Origin of the sequence: Iningainema tapete BLCC-T55 (assembly GCF_014698965.1) — a bacterium.
Classification (GTDB): domain Bacteria; phylum Cyanobacteriota; class Cyanobacteriia; order Cyanobacteriales; family Nostocaceae; genus Iningainema; species Iningainema tapete.
Window position 1 is genome coordinate 16,863 of the sequence record NZ_JACXAE010000134.1, and the last position, 21,231, is coordinate 38,093.

At 39.4% G+C, this 21,231-nt stretch carries 16 protein-coding genes and 1 pseudogene; 11 read left to right on the forward strand and 6 right to left on the reverse strand.

Annotated features, from left to right (window positions below; translation table 11 throughout):
• The first annotated feature begins 376 nt into the window (after positions 1-376).
• Positions 377-1,708 carry an ATP-binding protein gene (locus ICL16_RS43475; protein WP_190838771.1) on the forward strand — a complete coding sequence of 444 codons (1,332 nt, stop codon included), beginning with the start codon at positions 377-379 and terminating at the stop codon, positions 1,706-1,708.
• Positions 1,709-1,894: 186 nt separating this feature from the next.
• Complete coding sequence (locus tag ICL16_RS43480; RefSeq protein ID WP_190838773.1) at positions 1,895-6,850, forward strand: WD40 domain-containing protein; 4,956 nt, start codon at positions 1,895-1,897, stop codon at positions 6,848-6,850.
• A 78-nt stretch (positions 6,851-6,928) separates the two neighbouring features.
• On the opposite strand, the gene ICL16_RS43485 is transcribed toward ICL16_RS43480, so the two are convergent.
• Complete coding sequence (locus ICL16_RS43485; protein WP_190838775.1) at positions 6,929-7,279, reverse strand: hypothetical protein; 351 nt, start codon at positions 7,277-7,279, stop codon at positions 6,929-6,931.
• A gap of 438 nt (positions 7,280-7,717) precedes the next feature.
• Here ICL16_RS43485 and psbO point away from each other — a divergent pair, with 438 nt between their 5' ends.
• From psbO to ICL16_RS47095, 5 genes are all read left to right on the forward strand, one after another.
• Positions 7,718-8,548 carry a photosystem II manganese-stabilizing polypeptide gene (psbO, locus tag ICL16_RS43490; protein WP_190838777.1) on the forward strand — a complete coding sequence of 277 codons (831 nt, stop codon included), beginning with the start codon at positions 7,718-7,720 and terminating at the stop codon, positions 8,546-8,548.
• A 398-nt stretch (positions 8,549-8,946) separates the two neighbouring features.
• Positions 8,947-9,723, forward strand: a complete 777-nt coding sequence (locus tag ICL16_RS43495) for an RNA polymerase sigma factor SigF (protein ID WP_190839228.1) — start codon at positions 8,947-8,949, stop codon at positions 9,721-9,723.
• Positions 9,724-9,888: 165 nt separating this feature from the next.
• Entirely contained in the window at positions 9,889-10,764 is an 876-nt protein-coding gene (locus ICL16_RS43500) for a hypothetical protein (RefSeq protein ID WP_190838780.1), read from the forward strand.
• A 3-nt stretch (positions 10,765-10,767) separates the two neighbouring features.
• The gene (locus ICL16_RS43505; RefSeq protein ID WP_190838782.1) at positions 10,768-11,010 is read left to right on the forward strand and encodes a hypothetical protein; all 243 of its coding nucleotides are present in this window, start codon (positions 10,768-10,770) and stop codon (positions 11,008-11,010) included.
• Complete coding sequence (locus ICL16_RS47095; RefSeq protein WP_273040253.1) at positions 11,000-11,134, forward strand: hypothetical protein; 135 nt, start codon at positions 11,000-11,002, stop codon at positions 11,132-11,134. Before ICL16_RS43505 ends, ICL16_RS47095 begins: the two co-directional genes overlap by 11 nt.
• A gap of 155 nt (positions 11,135-11,289) precedes the next feature.
• On the opposite strand, the gene ICL16_RS47570 is transcribed toward ICL16_RS47095, so the two are convergent.
• A complete protein-coding gene (locus ICL16_RS47570; protein ID WP_337907231.1) occupies positions 11,290-11,388 on the reverse strand; it encodes a DUF5615 family PIN-like protein in 99 nt (32 codons plus the stop codon).
• Between the two features lie 9 nt (positions 11,389-11,397).
• Positions 11,398-11,628 (reverse strand): DUF433 domain-containing protein, encoded by a 231-nt coding sequence (locus ICL16_RS43510; protein WP_190838785.1) that lies wholly within the window; start codon positions 11,626-11,628, stop codon positions 11,398-11,400.
• 245 nt (positions 11,629-11,873) lie between these two features.
• Between ICL16_RS43510 and ICL16_RS43515 the strand changes: the two genes are divergently transcribed.
• Both ICL16_RS43515 and ICL16_RS43520 read left to right on the forward strand, forming a co-directional pair.
• A complete protein-coding gene (locus ICL16_RS43515) occupies positions 11,874-12,716 on the forward strand; it encodes an FHA domain-containing protein (RefSeq protein ID WP_337907232.1) in 843 nt (280 codons plus the stop codon).
• 18 nt (positions 12,717-12,734) lie between these two features.
• Positions 12,735-15,035, forward strand: a complete 2,301-nt coding sequence (locus tag ICL16_RS43520; protein WP_190838787.1) for a tubulin-like doman-containing protein — start codon at positions 12,735-12,737, stop codon at positions 15,033-15,035.
• Here ICL16_RS43520 and ICL16_RS47985 read toward each other — a convergent pair.
• Positions 14,973-16,695, reverse strand: a pseudogene (locus ICL16_RS47985) (IS1634 family transposase). The gene ICL16_RS43520 and the pseudogene ICL16_RS47985 sit on opposite strands and share 63 nt — an antisense overlap.
• A gap of 146 nt (positions 16,696-16,841) precedes the next feature.
• On the opposite strand from ICL16_RS47985, the gene ICL16_RS43530 reads away from it, so the two are divergent.
• A complete protein-coding gene (locus ICL16_RS43530) occupies positions 16,842-17,843 on the forward strand; it encodes a hypothetical protein (protein WP_238361216.1) in 1,002 nt (333 codons plus the stop codon).
• Positions 17,844-18,013: 170 nt separating this feature from the next.
• Complete coding sequence (locus ICL16_RS43535) at positions 18,014-19,495, forward strand: hypothetical protein (protein WP_190838789.1); 1,482 nt, start codon at positions 18,014-18,016, stop codon at positions 19,493-19,495.
• A 267-nt stretch (positions 19,496-19,762) separates the two neighbouring features.
• Here ICL16_RS43535 and ICL16_RS43540 read toward each other — a convergent pair whose 3' ends face one another.
• The gene (locus ICL16_RS43540) at positions 19,763-20,869 is read right to left on the reverse strand and encodes a hypothetical protein (protein ID WP_190838791.1); all 1,107 of its coding nucleotides are present in this window, start codon (positions 20,867-20,869) and stop codon (positions 19,763-19,765) included.
• Between the two features lie 59 nt (positions 20,870-20,928).
• Positions 20,929-21,147, reverse strand: a complete 219-nt coding sequence (locus tag ICL16_RS43545) for a hypothetical protein (protein ID WP_190838793.1) — start codon at positions 21,145-21,147, stop codon at positions 20,929-20,931.
• Between the last annotated feature and the right edge of the window lie 84 nt (positions 21,148-21,231).

Below are 21,231 nucleotides of genomic sequence, written 5' to 3' on the forward strand. Positions count from 1 at the left end.
CAAGGAAATTTTTGGTTAAACATTGCAAAAAATTAACTTTGACATATATACTTTAAAAGAGTTGACAAGAAATATGCTAAATGGTAGCTATACCAAGCATATTCCTAAAATTAAGCTTAAACCTCAATCAAGAACGAGAAAATCTTTACCACTACATAGTAAGAAAGCTGACACAAAAATTATCTTCCCAAAATGCTGCCCCCTGCTAAATTACACTCGCGTAGAGTTGCTGATAGGGTAGCTTTGCTGGAACGCAACGTGTTGGTTAAATCTTCAGCACAGTTATTTGCTTCTCACAACTAGCAACTTTATTTTGTGCCTAACTATCTAGGTAGAGATTATTTGTATATTTTCATACAAATAAATCTGCATCTACATGAAAACAACATTGAATTTATCACGCTTCTTTAAAGCCTGTAACCCAAGCAGAACCTTGATTATGGGCGACGTATCTGACAGAAAATACTACATAGACTTTTCTGATGTACGTGGTTGTAAAATTGTCGAAGAATTACAACGGACAATCATCCGTATTTCTCCTGACGAGCCAACATGTCAATTATTTACAGGTCATATTGGCTGCGGTAAGTCAACAGAGTTGCAGCGCCTGAAAGCAGAATTGGAACTAGCTGGATTTCATGTAGTTTATTTTGAATCCAGTCAAGACTTAGACATGGCGGATATAGATGTGAGCGATATCTTGCTCAGTGTAGCTCGTCAAGTTGGTGTTAGTTTAGAAGGAATTGGCATTAAACTTAAACCAGGTTACTTTAGCAATCTGTTTAAAGAAATTGGCGATTTTTTGCAAACCCCGGTAGAACTATCTGGACAAGCAGAGTTATCTCTTGGGATAGCTAAAATTACAGCCAAAACCAAAGATAGTCCGCAAATGCGTACTCAACTGAGACAATACCTAGAACCACGCACTAACAGTATTTTACAAGCTATTAACGAAGAGGTATTGGACAAGGCAGTTGAACAGCTAAAACTTAGGGGTCAAAAAGGATTGGTTGTCATTATCGATAACTTAGATCGTGTTGATATGCGTCCTCTTGCATCTGGGAGATCGCAACCAGAATATCTGTTTATTGATCGTGGCGAACAGTTACGCCGACTCAAATGCCACGTAGTTTACACTATTCCCCTAGCACTAATATTTTCTAACGAGTACGAAACATTAAAAAATCGCTTGGGTGGTGGAATTGCTCCTAAAGTTTTACCGATGGTATTGGTAAGACAAAGAGATGGCAATGACTACGAACCAGGAATGTCTTTGTTGCGCCAACTAGTATTAGCAAGAGCTTTTCCAGAAGTTGCACCAGAAAACAGACATTCATTAATTTCAGAAGTATTCGAGCAAAGTGAAACTTTAGACAGACTTTGCCGAGTTAGTGGTGGTCATATCCGTAATTTGTTGGGACTATTATACAGTTGCTTACAAAGGCAAGATCCACCTTTTGCTGTAGAATGTTTAGAATCCGTAATTAAGGACTACCGTGATGATTTACTATTAGCAATTGATGAACAAGAGTGGGAACTACTTTATGAAGTAGTCAATCAACAAAGTGTGAGAGGTGAATCTGAATACCAAAGACTACTGCGCAGTATGTTTATCTTTGAATACCGCGACAGAGTGGGACGTTGGTTTGGAATTAGTCCCGCATTGGCAGAAACAGAAAAAGTCATGGCATGGCAACAAAATAGGTAGATTGAGGTCGTCATTAGTCATTAGTAGAGACGCTCCGCCGGAGCGTCTGTACAGGAATCACGGTAGCGCCGGAGCGTCTGTTAACAATTAACAACTATTGACTAATCACAGCCTCAACTAAAAAACATGATTCAAAATCAGAATCGAGAGATTAACTATTAAAAATAAATAGCCCTGTTTTTAGTTATGATAGAGTGGCAATTCATGGCAGAACTGTCTGCTTCAAATCAACATTCTCTCTCTAGACTGCTGCGGGCGATCGCACTATCCAAAGGTCAATTTGCGCTAATTTTGGTTCGGTGTAATTATGAGCAGTTAAGTGCGCAAATATTGTCCAGTCTTCGTGCTTATTCTGGGGAAATAAATTTACGAGAACTAGTTATTTCACCATCAACTACTGCTCTACACACAAACATTATCACAGAACTGTACTTAGATCATCCTGTTGTCGCCACAGATAGTTTACCTTCATCTGTGATCGTGTTTGGTTTTGAGTCAAATTTAGCTCTGGAAGACTTAATCACTGGTTTGAATCAAGCCAGAGATATTTATGCCGATCGCTTTCCCTTTCCTGTAGTACTGTGGCTACAGGATGAAGTGGCAACAACGCTTTCTCGGTTAGCCCCAGATTTTAAAAGTTGGGCTGCTACCACGATTAAATTTGAAATGGCATTAGAAGATTTAATTGCTTTAGTAAGACTAAAAACAGAATCTTTATTTGCCCAAGTTTTAGCAGCAGATGCTTTCATGTTTTTAGCGGCTGAAGAATTATCTGCGCCTAAAACTCAACAAAGTCGAGAAATCGAATCAGCTCGTCATGATTTACTGCGCCTATACAATTTCAAATTAGAACCAGAATTAGAAGCAAGTCTCGAATTTGTACTAGGATACCATCATTACATCAACAACCAAATTGATGATGCTAAATCCCATTTTCAGCAGAGTTTGGCGCTTTGGGAAAGGGGTGAGGGAATCCCTACTCCCCTACTTTCACAAGAGCGTTTGGGTATTACACTTTTCTACCTTGGATTATGTTACCGCCGTCTGGCAGATTTACACCCCGTAGATCGTATAAATTATTGGCAAAATGCTCTGGCTTGGTTTGAGCGATGTCTTGAAGTATTAGAAGCAGTACAAAGAAACGACTTGGTTGCTAAATTTATTTTGGCTAATTGTGAAATGCTTTACCGCTTAGAAGCCTGGGAAGATTTGCAAGAATTAGCACAAAAATCATTAATTTTACATCAAAGTTATGAGATGCGTATACAGGTGGCTCAAGATTATGGCTTTTTAAGTACCTGCGCTGCATCTTCGTGTTGGTGGCTCAAAGCTTATGAATTAGCAAATACGGCGCTTTCCATTACAGAAGTTGTCTCATCACAAGTGTCAAGACAGCAGGAAAGTTGGTATTTGCTTCTACTTGCACGCACTCAGCGGCATTTGGGTGAATCAGAAGAAGCTATTAATAACCTGGAGTGGGCAAAAGTAGTTTGTGAGCTACAATATGAGCCTTCTTTATATTTAGAGATTATCGAGGAATTGCGATCGCTCTACTTTATTGAACGTCATGACTACCAAGAAGCCTTTTACCTCAAGCAAGAAAAAATTCAAATAGAGCATCAGTATGGGTTTCGTGCTTTTATTGGGGCTAGTCAGCTACAACCTCAACGCTATAAAATTAATACAGTTCACAATTCGCCCAACACTCCATTACCTCCCATTGAAGTTGCCCAAGAGATAGCAACTTCTATTCGGCAAAAAGATGTCAATCGTCTACTCGAAAGAATTAGCCGCGCTGACTGCAAACTTACAGTAATTCACGGGCATAGTGGTGTAGGTAAAAGTTCAACCCTTAAAGCTGGTTTAGTTCCAGCTTTGAAACAAAAAGTTATTGGTGAACGTCTACCTTTGCCTGTTGTTTTATCTGTCTACACAGATTGGATTAGCGGCACATATCATAGTCTAAATTCGGTAACAATTAATGCAACAGGAGAGGAAGAATGTTCTCCTAGTACCATAATTGAAAAAATCAGATTGCTTACGGAATCGAATTACATAGTTATTCTCATTCTTGACCAGTTTGAAGAATTTTTCTTTGTCACAAATAGTCAATTACAGAGAGTTGAATTATATAAATTTTTGAGTTTATGCTTAAATATTCCCTTTGTCAAAGTAATTCTTTCTTTACGAGAAGATTACTTGCATTACTTATTAGAATGGGAGCATTTAGGGACAAATCAAAGTGAATATGATTTGAGTGTAATCAATAAAAATATACTAGACAAAGATATTCGCTATTACCTGGGAAAATTCTCAAATGCTGAGGCAATTAGTATTATAAAATCTCTGACTCAACGCTCTCACTATGAGGCACAAAATGAACTGATAACTCAATTAGTAGAAGATTTAGCAGGAGAAATTGACGAAGTACATCCGATAGAATTACAAATAGTCGGCGCTCAATTGCAAACAGAAAAAATTACTACTCTTGAGGAATATCAGCGCTGCGGTGGTTCAAAAAAACTTGTGCAGCGCTGGCTTAAGGAAGTGATCAAAGATTGTGGTGAGGAAAACGAACCTCTAAGTTGGAAGTTACTATTCGAGTTAACAAATGAAAAAGGCACACGTCCGCTGAAGACAAAAGCTGATTTATTAGTAGCAACAAAACAGGAACAATTAGAATTGATTCTCAATATTCTTACAGGTAGTGGATTGGTAGTGCGAGTCAGGGAAGAGTCAGGCGATCGCTACCAGTTAGTGCATGATTATTTAGTTGAACCGATTCGTAAAAAAAACAATGGAGGTATAGTCGCTGAATTAGAAAAAGTCAGAATTGAAAAAACAAAAGCGGAAGTTGCTCAAAAATTCTCCCAACAGAAACTTAACTTAGTTTTACAACAACGACTTAAAGAAGCTCGTGTCGTAGGTGTAGTGCTGGCAATTATGGTAGCAATAATTGGAGGATTATGGTGGCAAGCTGACTTACAAAAAACAGCAGCAATTCATCAAACAATCAGGGCTGAACGTAGCGAAACAAACTTGAACATTAGTGCCATAACTGCTGCAAGCGAAGCATTGTTTGCCTCTAATAAAGAATTTGATGCTTTGTTGGAAAGTTTAAGAGCATTTCGCCAACTCAAACAGGCTACTTCCGTGCAGCCAGACACCCAGATGCGGGTAGTAACTGCATTACAGCAGGCTGTATACGGAGTAACAGAAGTTAACCGTATGTCCGGACATACGGATATTGTCTGGGGTGTAGCTTTCAGCCCTGATGGTAAATTACTAGCGTCGGGCAGTACAGACCGGACTGTAAAACTATGGCGTCCTGATGGTGTTTTACTTCAAACCCTCAAAGGTCACAGTGATGCGATTACGAGCGTGAGTTTTCGTCCGGATGGTCAGACTTTAGCCTCTGCAAGTCTTGACAAAACTATCAAAATATGGAATAGAAACCCAGAAACAGGCTTATTTGATTTGTTACTTGATAAAAAAGCAGCACACGCAGACAGCGTTTATAGCATTAATTTCAGTCCTGATGGTGAATTACTAGCTTCCGGTGGCAAGGATGGGACTGTAAAAATTTGGCGTCCAGATGGTAGCTTGGTAAATACACTACGGGAACATCAAGGTTGGGTTAACTGGGTGAGCTTTAGTCCTGATGGTCAATATCTTGCTTCGGCTAGTGATGACAAGACAGTAAAAATTTGGCGACGAGATGGTACAAGCGTAGAAACTTTGTTGGGACATTTGAAAGGCGTGACAGGGGTAGCGTTTAGTCCCGACGGTCAAATTTTGGCATCTGGTGGTCGAGATAATTTAGTCAAACTTTGGCGGCGAGAATTTAACAGTAGTGGTGATGTTGTCTTTCGTCTTGATAAAACTTTACAGCAGCATACCAGCACAGTTTGGAGTCTCAACTTCAGTTCGGATGGTAAGCTTTTGGCTTCAGCAGGTGATGACAACATCATTCACATCTGGAATGTGAATGGAACGTTATTAAAAACGTTTAAAGGTCATAATGATGCTGTTGCTAGCGTAGCTTTCAGCCCAGATAACAAGCTATTGGCATCGGGAAGTTACGATAAAAGTGTGAAAATGTGGAGTATGAATGCTCCGACACTGCTCATTCTTAAGGGTCATGAGGATAGAGTTTTAAGTGTCGCTTGGAGTCGGGATGGTACAATGCTAGCTTCTGGTAGCCGCGACCATACAGTAAAACTTTGGCAAAGATCTGTTATTGGTACACAGGTAAAAACCCAACTTTATAAAACTTTGATTGGACACACAGATCAAGTTAAAAGTGTCAGTTTTGATCCTAGAGGTGAGATGCTTGCCTCGGCAAGCTATGACAAAACTGTGAAACTTTGGCGTCGCGATGGTATTTTGATCAAAACTCTCCAAGGACACAGCGATAGTGTGATGAGCGTTAGTTTTAGCCCAGATGGCGAGTTGTTGGCATCAGCAGGTAAAGATAAGACTGTGAAAATTTGGAACCGTGAGGGGGGCTTGGTGAAAACTTTAATCGGACATCAAGGTTGGGTGAATAGTGTTAGTTTCAGCCAAGATGGTGAGGCTTTCGCCACCGGCAGTGATGACCAAACTGTAAAACTTTGGCGGCGGGATGGTACTTTGTTAAAAACTTTTTCTGCTCACGAAGGTTGGGTATTGGGTGTGAGCTTCAGTCCAAACCCCCCAACAAAGCGAAATTCGGAGAGCGTTGGGGGGTTGCTGGCGTCTGCTAGTTGGGACAACACCATTAAGCTGTGGCGCTGGGATGGAACGTTGTTAAAAACTTTGTTAAAGGGATATAGTGATAGTGTTAATGCTGTTACTTTTAGTCCTAATGGTCAAGTTCTGGCTGCCGCTAGTTGGGACAGTGGAGTAAAACTCTGGAGCAAAGATGGTAAGTTGATTAAGACTCTCAACGGACATCATGCCCCAGTGTTAAGTGTCAGCTTTAGTCCTGATGGTCAAACACTAGCATCTGCCAGTGATGACAACACGATCATTTTGTGGAATTTGGACTTGAATGACTTACTTGTACGTGGTTGCACTTGGGTGAATGATTATCTCCAGCACAATCGTAATGTAGAAAATAGCGATCGCTCTGTTTGTAACGCGGTAAGTAGCAAGCTTTAAATTGAAGCTGGGCTAATTGATAATTGATCATTGCTAATTGATAATGGCTATTAGCCATTAGCCATTAGCCATTAGCAGTTACCACTCTAAGGTACGATCACCTTGAGCTAAGTCATTACTTTTTTCGTCACTATTTTCTTCGGGCATATTTGCTAACAAGGCTTGTAGTCTCATTCGTTCAATATAGGGCCATCCTCCACAAGATTCAATATTTTTTAGTAGTGAATAGAGTGCCTGACGGTTATCAGGTAGACTCTGTTGAAAAGCTTCATCGCGGATCTCCCGGTGTAGTTGCTCCAATTGTCGTAGTAACGCCAAAAGAGTCATGGCATCCCCTTGACAATGTTGCACTGCATCATGTACTGCATCGGCGATCGCCTGCAGTTGATGGACTAACTTGTCTGACTGAATAATCTTGCCGTTGCTCATGCCTTGAAAGTACCTGTAAATAAGGTCATTTCAAATTTACCTTTATATTTTTGTGTTCCATCGTGAGTACGCAAGAAATAAATTTCTGGGCAATTGATTTACATCATATTACAGAAGTATAATATTTATCAATTTTATACCATATGCACGCTAATTTGGGGTATTTACGATGGAGACGCTCCGGTGGAGCGTCTCTACTTTTTTCGTGTGGCGAATCATAAAATGCTTTGATTTTGAACCTCAAAAAATCGTATGATCTGGCTGCAAACCATATAAGGCAATAGGCTATATGTAGTAGCGAGTACACAACACATAAAAACTTGTTTGTGGATTGCTACTGAGAAGCTTTTTGCACTGCGTTCCTCGATACTCACTTATACTGCTGTGTGTCAAGGCGTGTTGATATTAGTTGAGAATTTTTGTGATTGAGGTTGACCAATGAGGTATCGCGCTTTAATTGTTGCATTTTTGGCTGTGTGTTTAGGATTATTAACTGCTTGTAGTGATGGTCCTGCTACTGCTACAACTGCTTTAACCTACGAGCAAATTAGAGGTACTGGTTTAGCTAACAAATGTCCGCAACTTGCAGAAACAAGACGCGGTTCCATCCCCATCGACTCTAGCCAGTCTTACACCATAAAAGAACTTTGTTTAGAACCAACCAATTTCTTTGTGAAAGAAGAACCAACCAATAAACGGCAAGAAGCAGAGTTTGTTGCTGGCAAATTGTTAACTCGTCGCACCTCCTCTCTAGATCAGATTCAAGGTAAGCTCAAAATCAATTCCGATGGCAGCTATACCTTTTTGGAGCAAGAAGGTTTTGATTTCCAACCCATTACCGTGCAACTTCCTGGTGGTGAACGAGTACCTTTTTTCTTCACTATTAAAGGTTTGGAAGCTCAAACACAACCAGGTTTATCTAGCATTAACACCTCCACAGATTTTGAAGGTGAGTTCAAAGTTCCCTCCTATCGTGGTGCTACTTTCTTAGATCCAAAAGGACGTGGTGTCGCTAGTGGGTATGATAACGCGGTGGCTCTCCCCGCTCAAGCAGATGACCGAGAACTAAACCGCACTAACGTCAAGCGTGTTGATGTTCTCAAAGGTAAGGTTTCTTTGCAAGTTGCAAAAGTAGATAGCGCTACTGGTGAAATTGCGGGAACTTTTGAGAGCGAACAGCCCTCTGATACTGATTTAGGTGCTGCTGAACCTAAAGAGGTAAAGGTACGTGGTCTGTTTTATGCAAGAGTTGAACCGTCTCGTGCATAATTTTCCTTAAGTTTAAGCTATTTGTAGCCCGACTTCGTAAAAGTTGTCGGGCTACTGTTTTTAAAACAAGTATTTTCCCTGATAGAACTAGATTGTAAACACCGTAAAATATTTGTAGTTATAGGTTTCTCTCCATACTTGAACTTCATTATTAATTATATTAATTCAGTACAATTTCGGTTCTGATTTGGGTGAAAAATTTTATATTTTATTGTTATGGAAGGCAGAAGTTAAAAGTCAGAATTTATTTATTGCATATAAAGTTTTGAAGTAAAACTTTTGCCTGCAAACCAATATGGAAAATATTAAATATTTTTCCTAATAAATTCCTCGCATTTATGCAAGGGATAAATAGCTGCTATCTGCCACCTGCCTTTCTTAATGGTAAATACGGTGCTATGCCAACCACAGTCAGCAACGAATTAAAGCAAGAAATATGGCAGTTATTGCGAGAATATCAGCAATCTCGTGATTCTGATATCCGCAATCAATTAGTGAAAGTCAATTTTGGACTTGTTAGAAAAGAAGCTCACTACTGGATAAATCAGTGTCATGAAAGCTATGAGGACTTGCTCCAAGTAGGCTGTTTGGGCTTAATCAGGGCAATTGAAAGATTTGAAATTTCCAAAGGACATGCCTTCAGTTCTTTTGCTATTCCTTACATTCGGGGTGAAATTCAACATTACCTTCGAGATAAAGGTGTTACAGTGCGAATTCCTCGGCGCTACCTAGCACTGCAACAACAAGCAATTGGTGTTTCGCGTTCTTTGCGGGCAAAATATAACCGCCAACCAACTGACTCGGAATTAGCAGCAGCACTGGAAATTTCTTTGCAGGAATGGCTGGAAATTAAATTAGCCTGGGTTAATCGTGCCCCCTTGAGTCTGGATGTACCAGTTAACGATAGTGAAGAAGGCGCTACTTCACTAGGGGAATTGGTTCCGGATCATAACTACCGTAGCTTTCAACTAGCGCAAGAAGATCAAATCCGTCTGCAACAAGCACTAGTGCAGTTAGAAAAACGTACCCGTGAAGTTTTAGAGTGTGTTTTTTTGCACGATTTAACGCAAAAACAAGTGGCAGAACTCATGGGTATTAGTGTAGTTACGGTTTCTCGTAGAGTCAAGAAAGGATTGGGAACGCTTAAGGACTTGATGACTGTGACGGATAGTTAATTATAATTAGTCTCCCGCAGTTTTACGAAAAACTATAGTGTTTAAAAAAACCCTTGCCATAGGAAAAATTAGGTTATAAATGTATCAGATTTCGCCAAGCAAGATCCTCATTGCAACAGGTGCATTTCCACACGCAAATTTTCCTATGGTTTTTGAAAACGGCAAATGGGCAGAAATTTAAAACTTTTATTAGCAGCTACTTTAGCATTGGCGATCGCCGCCTGTAGTTCGGAACAACAACAATCGAGTAATCCGACTCCAACAGCAGGACCTGCTGTTACCAAAAAACCTCAACCCTTTAATAACCCAGTTGTACCACCCAAACCAACTCCAGAAGTTAATACTACTGCTAACTTAATTCCGCCAACCGATCCTAATCAACGCGTAGAAGCAGTGTTAAAAGGGCGAGTAGATCCATTTGCCCAAATTGTCGGGCAGTACCCTACACCAGGCCAAACAAATACTGTCGTCACCAAAACTGTTCCTACTCTACCGCCTCTGCGTCCTTCTATTACGCCTAGACGTGTTGTCGCAAATAGAACCAGAATACCTACCAGAGCTGTAAAACCTCCAGTACGAATCACAGCCAGAAAAAATTCTTTCCAACTCCAAAAAAATAAAATAGCACTGGTACAAAAAAAAGCTAAGCCCCCTCGTGTCTTGACTCCTGTTTTGCCCAAGGCATTACCTCCAGTTATCCCCAATCCAACTCTTGCATCTGTGTTACCACCACCACCACAACCAGAATTAGCCAAAGCAATTTTGGTTTCGGGTGTAGTTTTGATTGGTAGAGAACCCCAAGCAATTATTAAAGTACCAAATGAACCCACAAGTCGTTACGTGCAAGCAGGGTTGCGACTGGCAAACGGAGTGCTAGTTAAACGAATTGAAATGAATGAAGGCTCCAATCCGGTCTTAATTCTGGAACAATATGGTATTGAAGTTGCCAGAACAGTAGGAGAGGCACCCAGTAGCTCAACTCCTACAAAAGCTGCGGTAACATCACCACCGTCCAACCCTGTTCCTACCGGAGCATCATAATATATGGAGAGAAAAGAAATAGAATTTGCTGTGCCTTTAGCAGTATATCGGGAATTAGCAGCACATTTGTGCCAAGTTGAAGGGGTAGAAGTTGGTTTAATTCCCCAGACATCCCAAAATTTTGATTACAATCAAAGTCAAATTGGTGGCTTATGGATTGAGTACACCCCTAACTCTCATCCCCAAAGTCAGCAACGGGTAGAACAAATTTTGGCTTATTATCAAAACCGCTACTGTGCCTCGTAGTCTCGTTCCCAGTCTCGGCAGTCTCGTTCCCAGTCGGAGACTGGGAATGCATTCTGTGAGGCTCAGCCTCGAAATCAACACCCTCACCCGCCTAGAAATGAAAGATGCTGTTGGCGAATCATAGGTATCGCCCCTCACACAAAGATTTTTCGTTATTTCACACGATTGTAGAGACTTTCCGCCGGAACGTCTCTACGAATAATTTGAAACATTGTTATTACAAATCTAATACAGTGTTAAAACTCCCAAATTTGAGTCTTTTTCAAAAGCTTGGATCTCCTATAGATGCGATCGCAAAATTCCTTCAATTTGGCTAGTTGAACAATTACCACGACGAATCCAAATTATTTTAGGTGGAAATCCTTGCAGTATGCTCAAACAGTAATTTCATGCTGGTATTGTCAGCATTTGGTGTTCTCGATCAGCCGCATAACTAAGGCAAGCCAAAATATCCTCTTGCGTTAAATAAGGAAAGTCATCAAGCACTTCCTCGTATGTCATGCCAGAGGCAAGATATGATAAAACATCATATACAGTTATTCGCATTCCTCGAATACAAGGCTTACCACCTCGTTTTCCTGGTTCAATCGTAATAATGTTTTGGTACGGTACAGCCATAGAACTGAATAGATTTAGTTACCTCAAGAGCTTTTAATACTTCCTAAGTTAGCACTACTTGAACTCAAACTTCAGCCATTGCTCTTGTAGCATCTGCTCCAATAGCGAGTCATACAACTGCAAAAGCCAGTATTCTGTGTAAATGTATAATTAATTCTTTATCTTGTAAAGTTCTTGATTAATGCTCACTTCTATATCTTAGTATAATCTCGTATCAATTATAATATAAGCGCTAGTAGGGTGCGTTGGTACAAAATATATCTTTTGTATCCGATCCAAATCGCTATGGCACAGACATTCAAAAAGCAGAGTTAACTATTTATCAAGCTATTGCTCAGATCAATCAAAATCGCCTACAGCACAATCAACCAATCAAGCCACAGTCAATTATTTGGCTTACTGATGCACCGCTATTTACTCAACCAGGAATTACTTCTCAAGTATGGGTTGAAACTCCCGCTTATAGTTCTTTTCGGATAGCAGTATCTCCAGAAAGTCAACAGCGACAAGCTTGGATGCAAGCTTTGCCATTACATAAGCGATCGCTACCAATCAAAACCAAAAAAAACAAAGAATATAAACTCACTGTAGTTGACATTGCACCTACAGTACAGGAATTTTGTACACCAGCACCAGGCGGTAAAGAAACCTGTTTAGTCACTCCTTATTTAATTAAACAGTTATGGCTACCTGGGTTAATTTCTCTGTTAATCTTTGCAGCTTTGGTTTTTGGGTTAATCAAATTCTTGCGCAGGCAAAACAAGTGGGAATTGGTAGTTGACTCCGAGGAAACAGATAATCAAGAAGAGCAAAGATGCAGATTACCAAATAACAAACGGATTGCCATTGGTGAAGGTGAATATGATTCTACTTGTGTAGGTTCTATTGAATGTCCGGGCGCAGAAATCAGAGCTTATTTTGAACGCCAAGGTGAGAAATTTTATTTAATCCCGACTAATTCAGCACCAATTTATTACAACGGACACCAAATTACGTCGCGTACTTCCATAGCTAGTTCTCGGTTTAGGATAAATTGTCCTGATACTCGTAACCGCGAATACGAGATAGTTATTCAAATAAAAAAATAGTATTTAAGGAATTATAGCATGACTTACGACGGGGAAAATGAACTTCAGTATCGCGGTATTAATCGCACAATTTGTATAGGATTAGGCGGAACTGGACGGGATGTTTTGATGCGAATTCGGCGGTTAATTGTAGACCGCTATGGCGATTTAAATCAATTACCAATTGTTAGTTTTGTCCACATTGATACAGACAAAGCCGCAACGCAAGTGGCTGGTATTCGTACAGGAAGTACCTATCATGGCGTTGATCTTAGCTTTAAGGAAGCAGAGAAAATCGGTGCTACAATGTCCTCTCCTGAAGTCACTATGTTTGTGCAAGGATTAGAGCGTCGGTCAGAGTACACTCATCACGGTCCTTATGACCATATTGGCATCTGGTTCCCTCCACAATTATTGCGAAATATTAAAGCAGTGGAAGAAGGTGCAAAAGGAATTAGACCTGTAGGTAGACTAGCTTTTTTCCACAACTACCAAAAGGTAAAAAATGCAATTGAAACTGCAGAAAAGCGCACAAGAGGACATGATGCTTTACTACTGAAAGCAGGTTTAAGAGTCGAAGCTGGATTGAATATTTTTGTTGTGGGTTCTCTTTGCGGTGGAACCGGAAGCGGGATGTTTTTGGACGTTGCTTATAGTCTCAGGCATCTTTATGGTAGTCAAAGCGCTCGAATTGTTGGCTATTTAGTTATTAGTCCAGAACTGTACGGTAACACCCCTAGTATGTGTGCCAATACTTACGCTGCCCTCAAAGAATTAAATTATTACAGCACTCCCGGCACAAAATTTGAAGCCTGTTATGACATCCAAAATGTAGTGTTTGTGCAAGAACAGCGCCCACCATTTGACTACACTTATTTAGTTTCTAGTCAGACAGGAGGTGAATACGAAATCCTGGCACAAGGTAAGCTGTGTAATGTTATTGCACATAAAATAGCTTTGGACTTCTCTGGAGAATTAGCACCAGTTGTTAAAGGTAACAGAGACAATTTTCTGCAACACATGATTCAGTGGGATAAGCACCCCCGTCCGAATGTGCAGCGTTATTTAACATTTGGACTGGCGGCGATTTATTTTCCCCGCGATACCATTGTCCAAATCGCCCTAAATCGCGTTAGTTTAGAATTGGTAACATTCTGGTTAAATGGGGAAGGTCAAAGTCCTGACCCTGTTACCTTACTCGAAAAATTCTTAATTCAGTATCGTTGGCACACCGATCTTGCCAAAAAAGACGGTTTAACTACTAGAATAGCAGAGGCTGTACAAGAATCGAACAAGAATTTTATTAATACAATTAACACCTGGAGAAGTAAATTAGATCGGTCAATTGCTGAATGCAAAAGTAGAGATGACCGCAATGCAATCTGCCAACAGTTGCCCAGAGAGTTTCGAGAGCAATTCCGTAAAACTCAACCGAGTGAAACTGAGAGTAACAGAGGAATTTGGTTAACAAAGCTACAACAGATTTCTCCAAATATTACCAAAGAACTCCAATCAAATATTGATGATTTTATCATCCTGTTACTTACCCCTAGTGAGCCAAATTTCTCTATTAAAAGTACCCGTGACTGGCTTGATGCTTTGCACCACGAACTCCATAACTATCAACGCAATCTTCAAGAGGAAATCGCCAATTTTGGTCGGATGCGAAACTTGGAAGATTTAGAGAAAAAATGGCGAGATTCTGAACAATTGATTCAAGACATTGAGCAGAAAGCTGGTCTTCCCTTTTTCGACAATAAGAATAGCCCAGTACAAACTGAAGCAAAAAAAGTAGTACGGGAAGTCTATGACCTGATCAAGCATAACTTTCAGTTTGCAGTTTTGCAGGAGGCTCTAAAAATTGTTGATGCTTTACAAAAGTATGTTCAAGCTAGATCGAATCAAGTCGCGGCTTTTAGTACAAACGTGGAAAATTTAAAAAGTGCCTATGAGAAACAGGAAAGAAACCTAAAACAACTTAATTTTGATGAAATGAGCGGTGAGGCAATCATTAATAATGAAGATATTGACCGCTGTTACCGAACTATATTGCCTGTAGATGACTTTCGCCGCCAGTTGGTGTTGGTGACTGCAATTACAGAACCGACTGGACGAGGACAGTCTTTGGCAAGTTTTATAGATCAGGAACATACAACAACCCATCAGCTACAAAAAGAAATTAACCTCAAGGTTGACAGCTTATTTGCTTCTCGCGGTATGAATATTGTCAACTCTGTACTCCCAGTTCGCCCATTTTTTTGGGAGTTAGAAGAAAGACTACTCAGGAGTAAAAGATTGACCATCAAGTTGAGTGTAAATACTGATGGGAAAGCCCAGTAAAGCAAGAATACGCTTCTGCAAAGGTGAAAGAGCCGTCAAGTGAGCGTAAATTTCGTTTTTCACCTCAATCAATAGCAGTGTAATCTCTTTAAATGCAGCAAGAATTATTTCTGCGCCCTTGTCTTGCAGTTTCTCGCTTCGGATTGCCAACATAAAGACCAGCAAGTTTTTCTTTCTCTTTTTCTAGATTGTGGCGAATCTGGAATTCTAAAAGGTTTAAAACTCGCAAACCAATAGAGAGTAGTCTTATTAAACCAGTAATATGGTCTTCACGTTGTAAATACATCGGAGTCAACGAGAGAGGAAAGTTTTTCAGCCTCGCAAATCCTCGTTCCATTAAGTACTCATCTCTATAAGCACGAACGGCTTGTTTTAAACTAAATTCAGTTTGATTTTTATTTGTAACGTAAACCCGCCAGCCTAACATTTGAATTTGTTGTTTAACTGCGGATTCGTCAATCTTAAAACTTAGGTCAAAAGAGACTTCTTCTACTATTCTAGCTTGGCGGTTTCGGTATCTTTTTTGAACTTTTTTAACTCTTTTTGTTTGAATGTCAACTTGAAATAATCCACTGGTTTTATATCGGTTGAGAATAGCTTCACATGTTTCTAACCATTCAAAGTGTGAAGTGAGCTTTTTCTTGCCACGTCGAGGCACTTTAAGTTGTTCTAGAGCATAAAGCTGTTTTCTGTATTCGTTCATGTAGATGTTTTTCTGCTGTTTTTTGAATCGCGAATGAGCGCACAATTAATTGTCGTTCCGACCAAGATATTTCTTGCCCATCAATCTCTATTTCATGGATAATCTCTCTTTCAAAGCCATCAGCTATGTTTTTTGTTTTTCCATCTGCATACTCGTAATCTATAGTTGTTAGTTCTTGTTGACCATCCCAAACTGGTTGAAGATATTTGCTTAGTTCTTCGTTAGATACTTGCTTGGTTGTTAAAGGACATAAGTAAAAATCTCCGCCCAATACTATATGAGTTCTTGTCTTTATTGATGACATTTTACAGTCACCAATATATAACAATCCTGGCTTTTTTAGTGTTGAACGTACTTTATCTATTGCTGGAATATATAATGGGTCATCTGCTTTTTCTCCTGACAATATTTCCGTCGCTATTGGCATTCCTAATGGGTCTAATGTCGATAACATTATTTTCACTTGCGCCAAATCCGGACGATTGTCTTTGCTGTGACCCCATTAATTGCGCCTTCTGGGTTAACTCCACAATGACTTGAAGCAGTTGTACTATCTAAACGTACCTGTTCTGGGACAATATCGTACACCCGCAGCAAACTACTTCCTAGTTCCGACTCAAATGAAAACCAGTTTGCATCAATAGAAAGGTAACGTAATACTGCTTGCAGACGGTCATCTGCTAAATCGAGTGAGCGTAAAGATTCGTCCGTAAAGCTTTTTAACGTTTCTAACCGCTTACTAACCCAAGCTTGAACGTGGTTCAAACGGTGGTCTGCTTGCGATAATATGTGTGTTAACCAAATTACCACCACACTACCTAGGTTTAGTCCTTGCCAGTTTCCGTGACATGGAAAATGTTTATCGATTAGTTGTTCTACTCCCATATGCTCCAGTTGTGTTAGCAGTAAGGGTATGTCATCAACTCGTTCGTTTGTAATTATGGGTTCAGTAGTCATAAACCCGAACTTATACCTACTTAGTTCTTTTGGGAATATGTCTTTCGGTATACTTTTTTGGCTAACTCAGAAAAAAATGGGCGAACCGGGAGTCTGTAATCAAGCGCTTCATACAAAACTACTCCCTCACAGCGCGTTCAACTCGCTTGGCACAGATTATACAAGAAGCTGAACCCCTGCTACGTCTTAATTTAACAGATCCATACTTCCATGATGATCCTGCTAAAAGTAGTAAATTAGTCGGTTTTAAAGACACAGATGAGTTAGAAGTACAACAGTTTAAAACTTTGCTGACGCAGGATTTAGGAATTGCTACAAGTGTACTCAAACCAACCCAAGCTGATGACGAAATTTTAATTGTAAACGAGTATGCTGGTTTTCCTCTGAGATTGATTGGTTCTCTAGAAAGGATGAGAAATCCTTACATGCGGGAACAGAATTCCGCTACATCTTTTCTCCATAATGACTATCGCATAACATTTCCTGACCTCATTCCTCCTGATGCAAGAACAATAGAGGAATTGGAAGATGTTTTCTATCCTTGTCTAGCGTTTGGGTTGCTACAAGAAAACCTGCAAAATCACGAGTTGGAATTTCAATATTATGATTCATTGCGGGACTGTTATTACACAGCTTCTTTAAGTCCACAATGGACTCAAGCTTTGGAGGAACTTGCTAACCGCAAGGACATGGCTGTAGCTTTGCAACAAATTCTGAATGAAGAAATTGCTCAAATAGAAAGACAACCCGAACTTTGGGAAAGTGAACACTTGCCTAAACTGCGACAGTTTGTAAAGACAGTAGATGAATTACCAGAACACAGTCCCAATTATCCCTATAAAGCAACAGTAGTTGGAACTTCTGCAAGCACTGATCCCACAGCTAAAGAAGGAATTATCAATCGCTTTCGTAAAAAGATGGAGCCGCGATTTAGAGCACCTCAAAATCGAATGGCATTAAGCAGCAATACACGAAATCCTAGAGATATTCCTGGGCAGATAGTTGTAGCAACTCATGTAAATGAGGACAACAGAGTAAAACGACGGTTAGAATTGGAGCAACTACAGCAGGATTTTGTTGACGGTTTTATAACTGAAGAAGAACGCGATCGCGAACGGCAAAAAATCTTCGATAAGTACCCGATATAACATCATTTCAAGGCTTACGCCAGGTTTGGGAGAAAAAGTAGGCTGCCTCTCTTAAGAATGCCGGAGGCAGAGCCTCCTCCTTTACGGCATTCCCAGGTAGAACCTGGGAACGAGGGAACGAGAGACGAGAGAAACGAGAAATATACTCTTAAATAATCAAGGGTGTTTTGATGCCACCAATACCAGCACAATTAATTGTTTTAACTCTTGTATTAGTTGTTATACCATCTGTAGCCGCTATTTTCTTACGCTTTATTCTCTATCGACATCTGATATTTTTGCTTCTTAGGGTAAGAAGGCTAATTAAAAAACAGCCTAGTGGACAAAAGCCAAGGATTTTAGAAGAATTAGAAAAAAGATTTGCAGATGCTAGCAAACACTTAGAACAGGTAAATACAGCAGCATTAGTAGATCAAGTTTACAGCCAAGAAAAGGTTTGGTTGTTCTCTTGTGAAGAAATTGATTATTTTTGCCGCCTTTTGCCTAATTTACTGCTAGCCTTCGGATTACTAGGTACTTTTCTTGGTATCACTCTTAATTTGTCAGCACTCAGTCAAACAATTAATCAAACTCCAGCTAGCAATTTAGTGGCTCAATTAGAAAAACCGCTACAAGGCATGAGCATTGCCTTTACTACTAGCTTGGCTGGATTATTTTTCAGTGCTTTGTTAACAGCAGTTAACTTACTCAGAAATACTAGCATAGTCAAGTATCGACTTATTAGTTCTCTCGAAGATTACCTGGACAATGTTTATCAACCCCAAATACAAGGTGATACTCGCTTAGACAAAATAGTTAATAAAATGGTATCCCGGCAAGATGAATTTTTAACTAGATTTGGTGATACCGTTCGGGATGTAGTTGAGAAATCTTTAGGCGGTGTGGCAAGAGAAATTGCTCAAGGAAATAAAGAAGCTGCTGATTTAGCCAAGCAAGTTTACGAGAGATTTAGCGAGGCTGCTGGTATTATTTCCGCTGCTGCTACTGAATTTGAACATACGGTTGCAGAACTGAAGGCAAAAGCTGAGATATTTAAACAAGCTGGTGAAACATTTGAGCAAAGTCAGTTTCCTCAGAAATTATCACTAGCTACAGCAGATTTGGTTTCTATGCAAGAGAAATTTTCCCAATCTACTGTAAGTTTAGCCCAGACAGTGCAATTTATTGCAAATGCAGTAAGTGAAGTTCAGTGCTGTAGTCAGGAAATAATAAAACTGGGAGCAGAAATTAAGAGTATTAATCACACTTCAATGCAAGTATTAGAGTTGCATCAGACTAACCAAAACTCTTTTGGTGAAATTATTCCTCAAATTAAACAAGGTGCTAACAGTTTCAGAAAAGCGGTTACAAGATTTGATAAATTAGAGAAAAGAATTGTGGATAAAGCCAATAGCCTCAATGGGGTGGAAGTTACTTTAACACAATTGTTGGAAAATTTTAAAAATTACTCACAACAGGTTAATTTATCAATAGATTCTTTAGGTGATGAATATAAAAGTGTAGGCGATCGCTTATTCGAAGGAATGAAACAAGAAGTTGAAATGAATATCAAAGCTGCTCAGTTTTTAGCAGTAAAAATTCAAGAATGTAGCAAACATCTTACAGAAATAAAGCAGGAAATTTATCAACAGAGAGTTGTAAAAAAAGCCTAATAAAAAATTCATTTTTAATGATTTTCATATAGATTATGAATCGTCGTCGAGCTAATAATGATGACCATGAAGACCTAAATATTTGGCCTGCATTCACGGACTTAATGTCTAATGCCTTCATGATACTTCTCTTAGTTTTGTTAATAGCGATAGTCAAGTCCGCACTTACGCAAAAAAACTTAGAGCTAACGCTTACTAATTTAGTTAATAATAAAGACAAAGCAGTTGAATTTGCCAAAAAAATTCCACCTGTAAATTTTTCTGTGGTCAAGCAATCACAGACTCTAGCCCCCAAATATGCTGCCATTGACCATTGAGTTCAACAACTTTTAAAATAGCCAAAGCTTTACTGCCCACTGTCCGCCAACTCATACCCTTTTTCTTCTGGCGATGTCCAACAACTAAATCAACACCTTTTTCGACACGACCACTACCAATTGTTGTCCCAGCAGCGGCACGCCGTTCATAGTTAATAATTTCCGACTGATGTTTTTCTAGATAGCCAATCAGTTCAAGTAACTTCTTCTTGTTTTTAGCAACAACTTGATTGCTAAGATATTCAATTGCTTGAGTTGTTTGACCGCGCCACAATCGTGAAAATAAAAATTTCAAGTGTTCTGATTTCTCTTGTTTATTCCTAGCAATCATCGACATGAGTTCTCGGAGCTTTTTTCCTAAATGATACCAGTCCAAAATAATCGTTATAGGTTGTGAAAATAAACTCAATAATCTTTGTCGAATCACCTTCGCTCCATCAGTAATTGCTACCAGATTTAGTGGAGTGTTTTGCTGCCCATATTCTTGAATTATTTTGGCTTTAACTACCAAAGCTAAGCTCATACTTTCTTGATCTTCATCCCGTGGTAGAGAAGCAGTAATATACTCAAACTCACCTCTAGATGTTTGCAGAATCACTACATCAGTATTAACTGCTGGAGTCGATGTTTTATTTAGCTCTTGACCATCAGTCTTATCTAATTTAATAGTAGATTTTTCGCGTTTTGATTTCTGTGCCTTGACTTGAATAGCATCATCAAATAACAGAATGGACGGTGAATCAGGTTCGTATATCTCTACATTTTGGTTGACAATTAGTGGCTGTTCAACAGATGCAGAGAGCGTAGATTCCACTCCTCTGACTAGCTGTTCACTGATATCAGTGGCTTTATTAATGACTATCTGACGACAAGTTTGGTCTGAAAGTAGTTTATCACCTGTTGTTCTGATGATTAAATTCTCCACCTCTGTGTAACTCAATCGATTGCTATAATAAGCAGTAAACTCGAGAAGTCTATTACTAATATAGCCAGAGGGAAATTGATTAGTTAGCTCAAAATAGTTGACATCCAATCCTTGGTACTTATAGCGTTGCAACTCAAATGTAAATTTTCCATGCAACGTTTTGATATTTACTGGTGTTGTACCATTACATATTATTTGACTGTTTTTTTTTTCGACTCCGTAAACTGTGCTTGAGCCGCTTCAAGTAACTTTCTCTCAATATCTGGAAGTACAATTTGTTTCCAATTTTCTACGGCTCCTTCTATTTCATCTAATGTCTCTGAACCTAAGTTCAAGGTATGTGTCATGGTCGTGGTACTTTGTAAGATATTGCCATTATCGTCTCTGATGATCAATTCGATAGAAGCCATACTTCTGTTTTGGGGGTAAGGAAGTTGTTAGGGTTTGTTTACACTTAAAAGTATCACAGTTTTAACAGTTTTTTTTACAAACTA

Excerpts from the sequence above, each read along its gene's own strand:
- ICL16_RS43545 (WP_190838793.1), bottom strand. The coding sequence starts at position 21,147 with ATGGCTTCTATCGAATTGATCATCAGAGACGATAATGGCAATATCTTA.
- ICL16_RS43500 (WP_190838780.1), top strand. The coding sequence starts at position 9,889 with ATGGGCAGAAATTTAAAACTTTTATTAGCAGCTACTTTAGCATTGGCG.
- ICL16_RS43535 (WP_190838789.1), top strand. The coding sequence starts at position 18,014 with ATGCCACCAATACCAGCACAATTAATTGTTTTAACTCTTGTATTAGTT.
- ICL16_RS43520 (WP_190838787.1), top strand. The coding sequence starts at position 12,735 with ATGACTTACGACGGGGAAAATGAACTTCAGTATCGCGGTATTAATCGC.
- ICL16_RS43505 (WP_190838782.1), top strand. The coding sequence starts at position 10,768 with ATGGAGAGAAAAGAAATAGAATTTGCTGTGCCTTTAGCAGTATATCGG.
- ICL16_RS43510 (WP_190838785.1), bottom strand. The coding sequence starts at position 11,628 with ATGGCTGTACCGTACCAAAACATTATTACGATTGAACCAGGAAAACGA.
- ICL16_RS43485 (WP_190838775.1), bottom strand. The coding sequence starts at position 7,279 with ATGAGCAACGGCAAGATTATTCAGTCAGACAAGTTAGTCCATCAACTG.
- psbO (WP_190838777.1), top strand. The coding sequence starts at position 7,718 with ATGAGGTATCGCGCTTTAATTGTTGCATTTTTGGCTGTGTGTTTAGGA.
- ICL16_RS43475 (WP_190838771.1), top strand. The coding sequence starts at position 377 with ATGAAAACAACATTGAATTTATCACGCTTCTTTAAAGCCTGTAACCCA.
- ICL16_RS43495 (WP_190839228.1), top strand. The coding sequence starts at position 8,947 with ATGCCAACCACAGTCAGCAACGAATTAAAGCAAGAAATATGGCAGTTA.
- ICL16_RS43480 (WP_190838773.1), top strand. The coding sequence starts at position 1,895 with ATGATAGAGTGGCAATTCATGGCAGAACTGTCTGCTTCAAATCAACAT.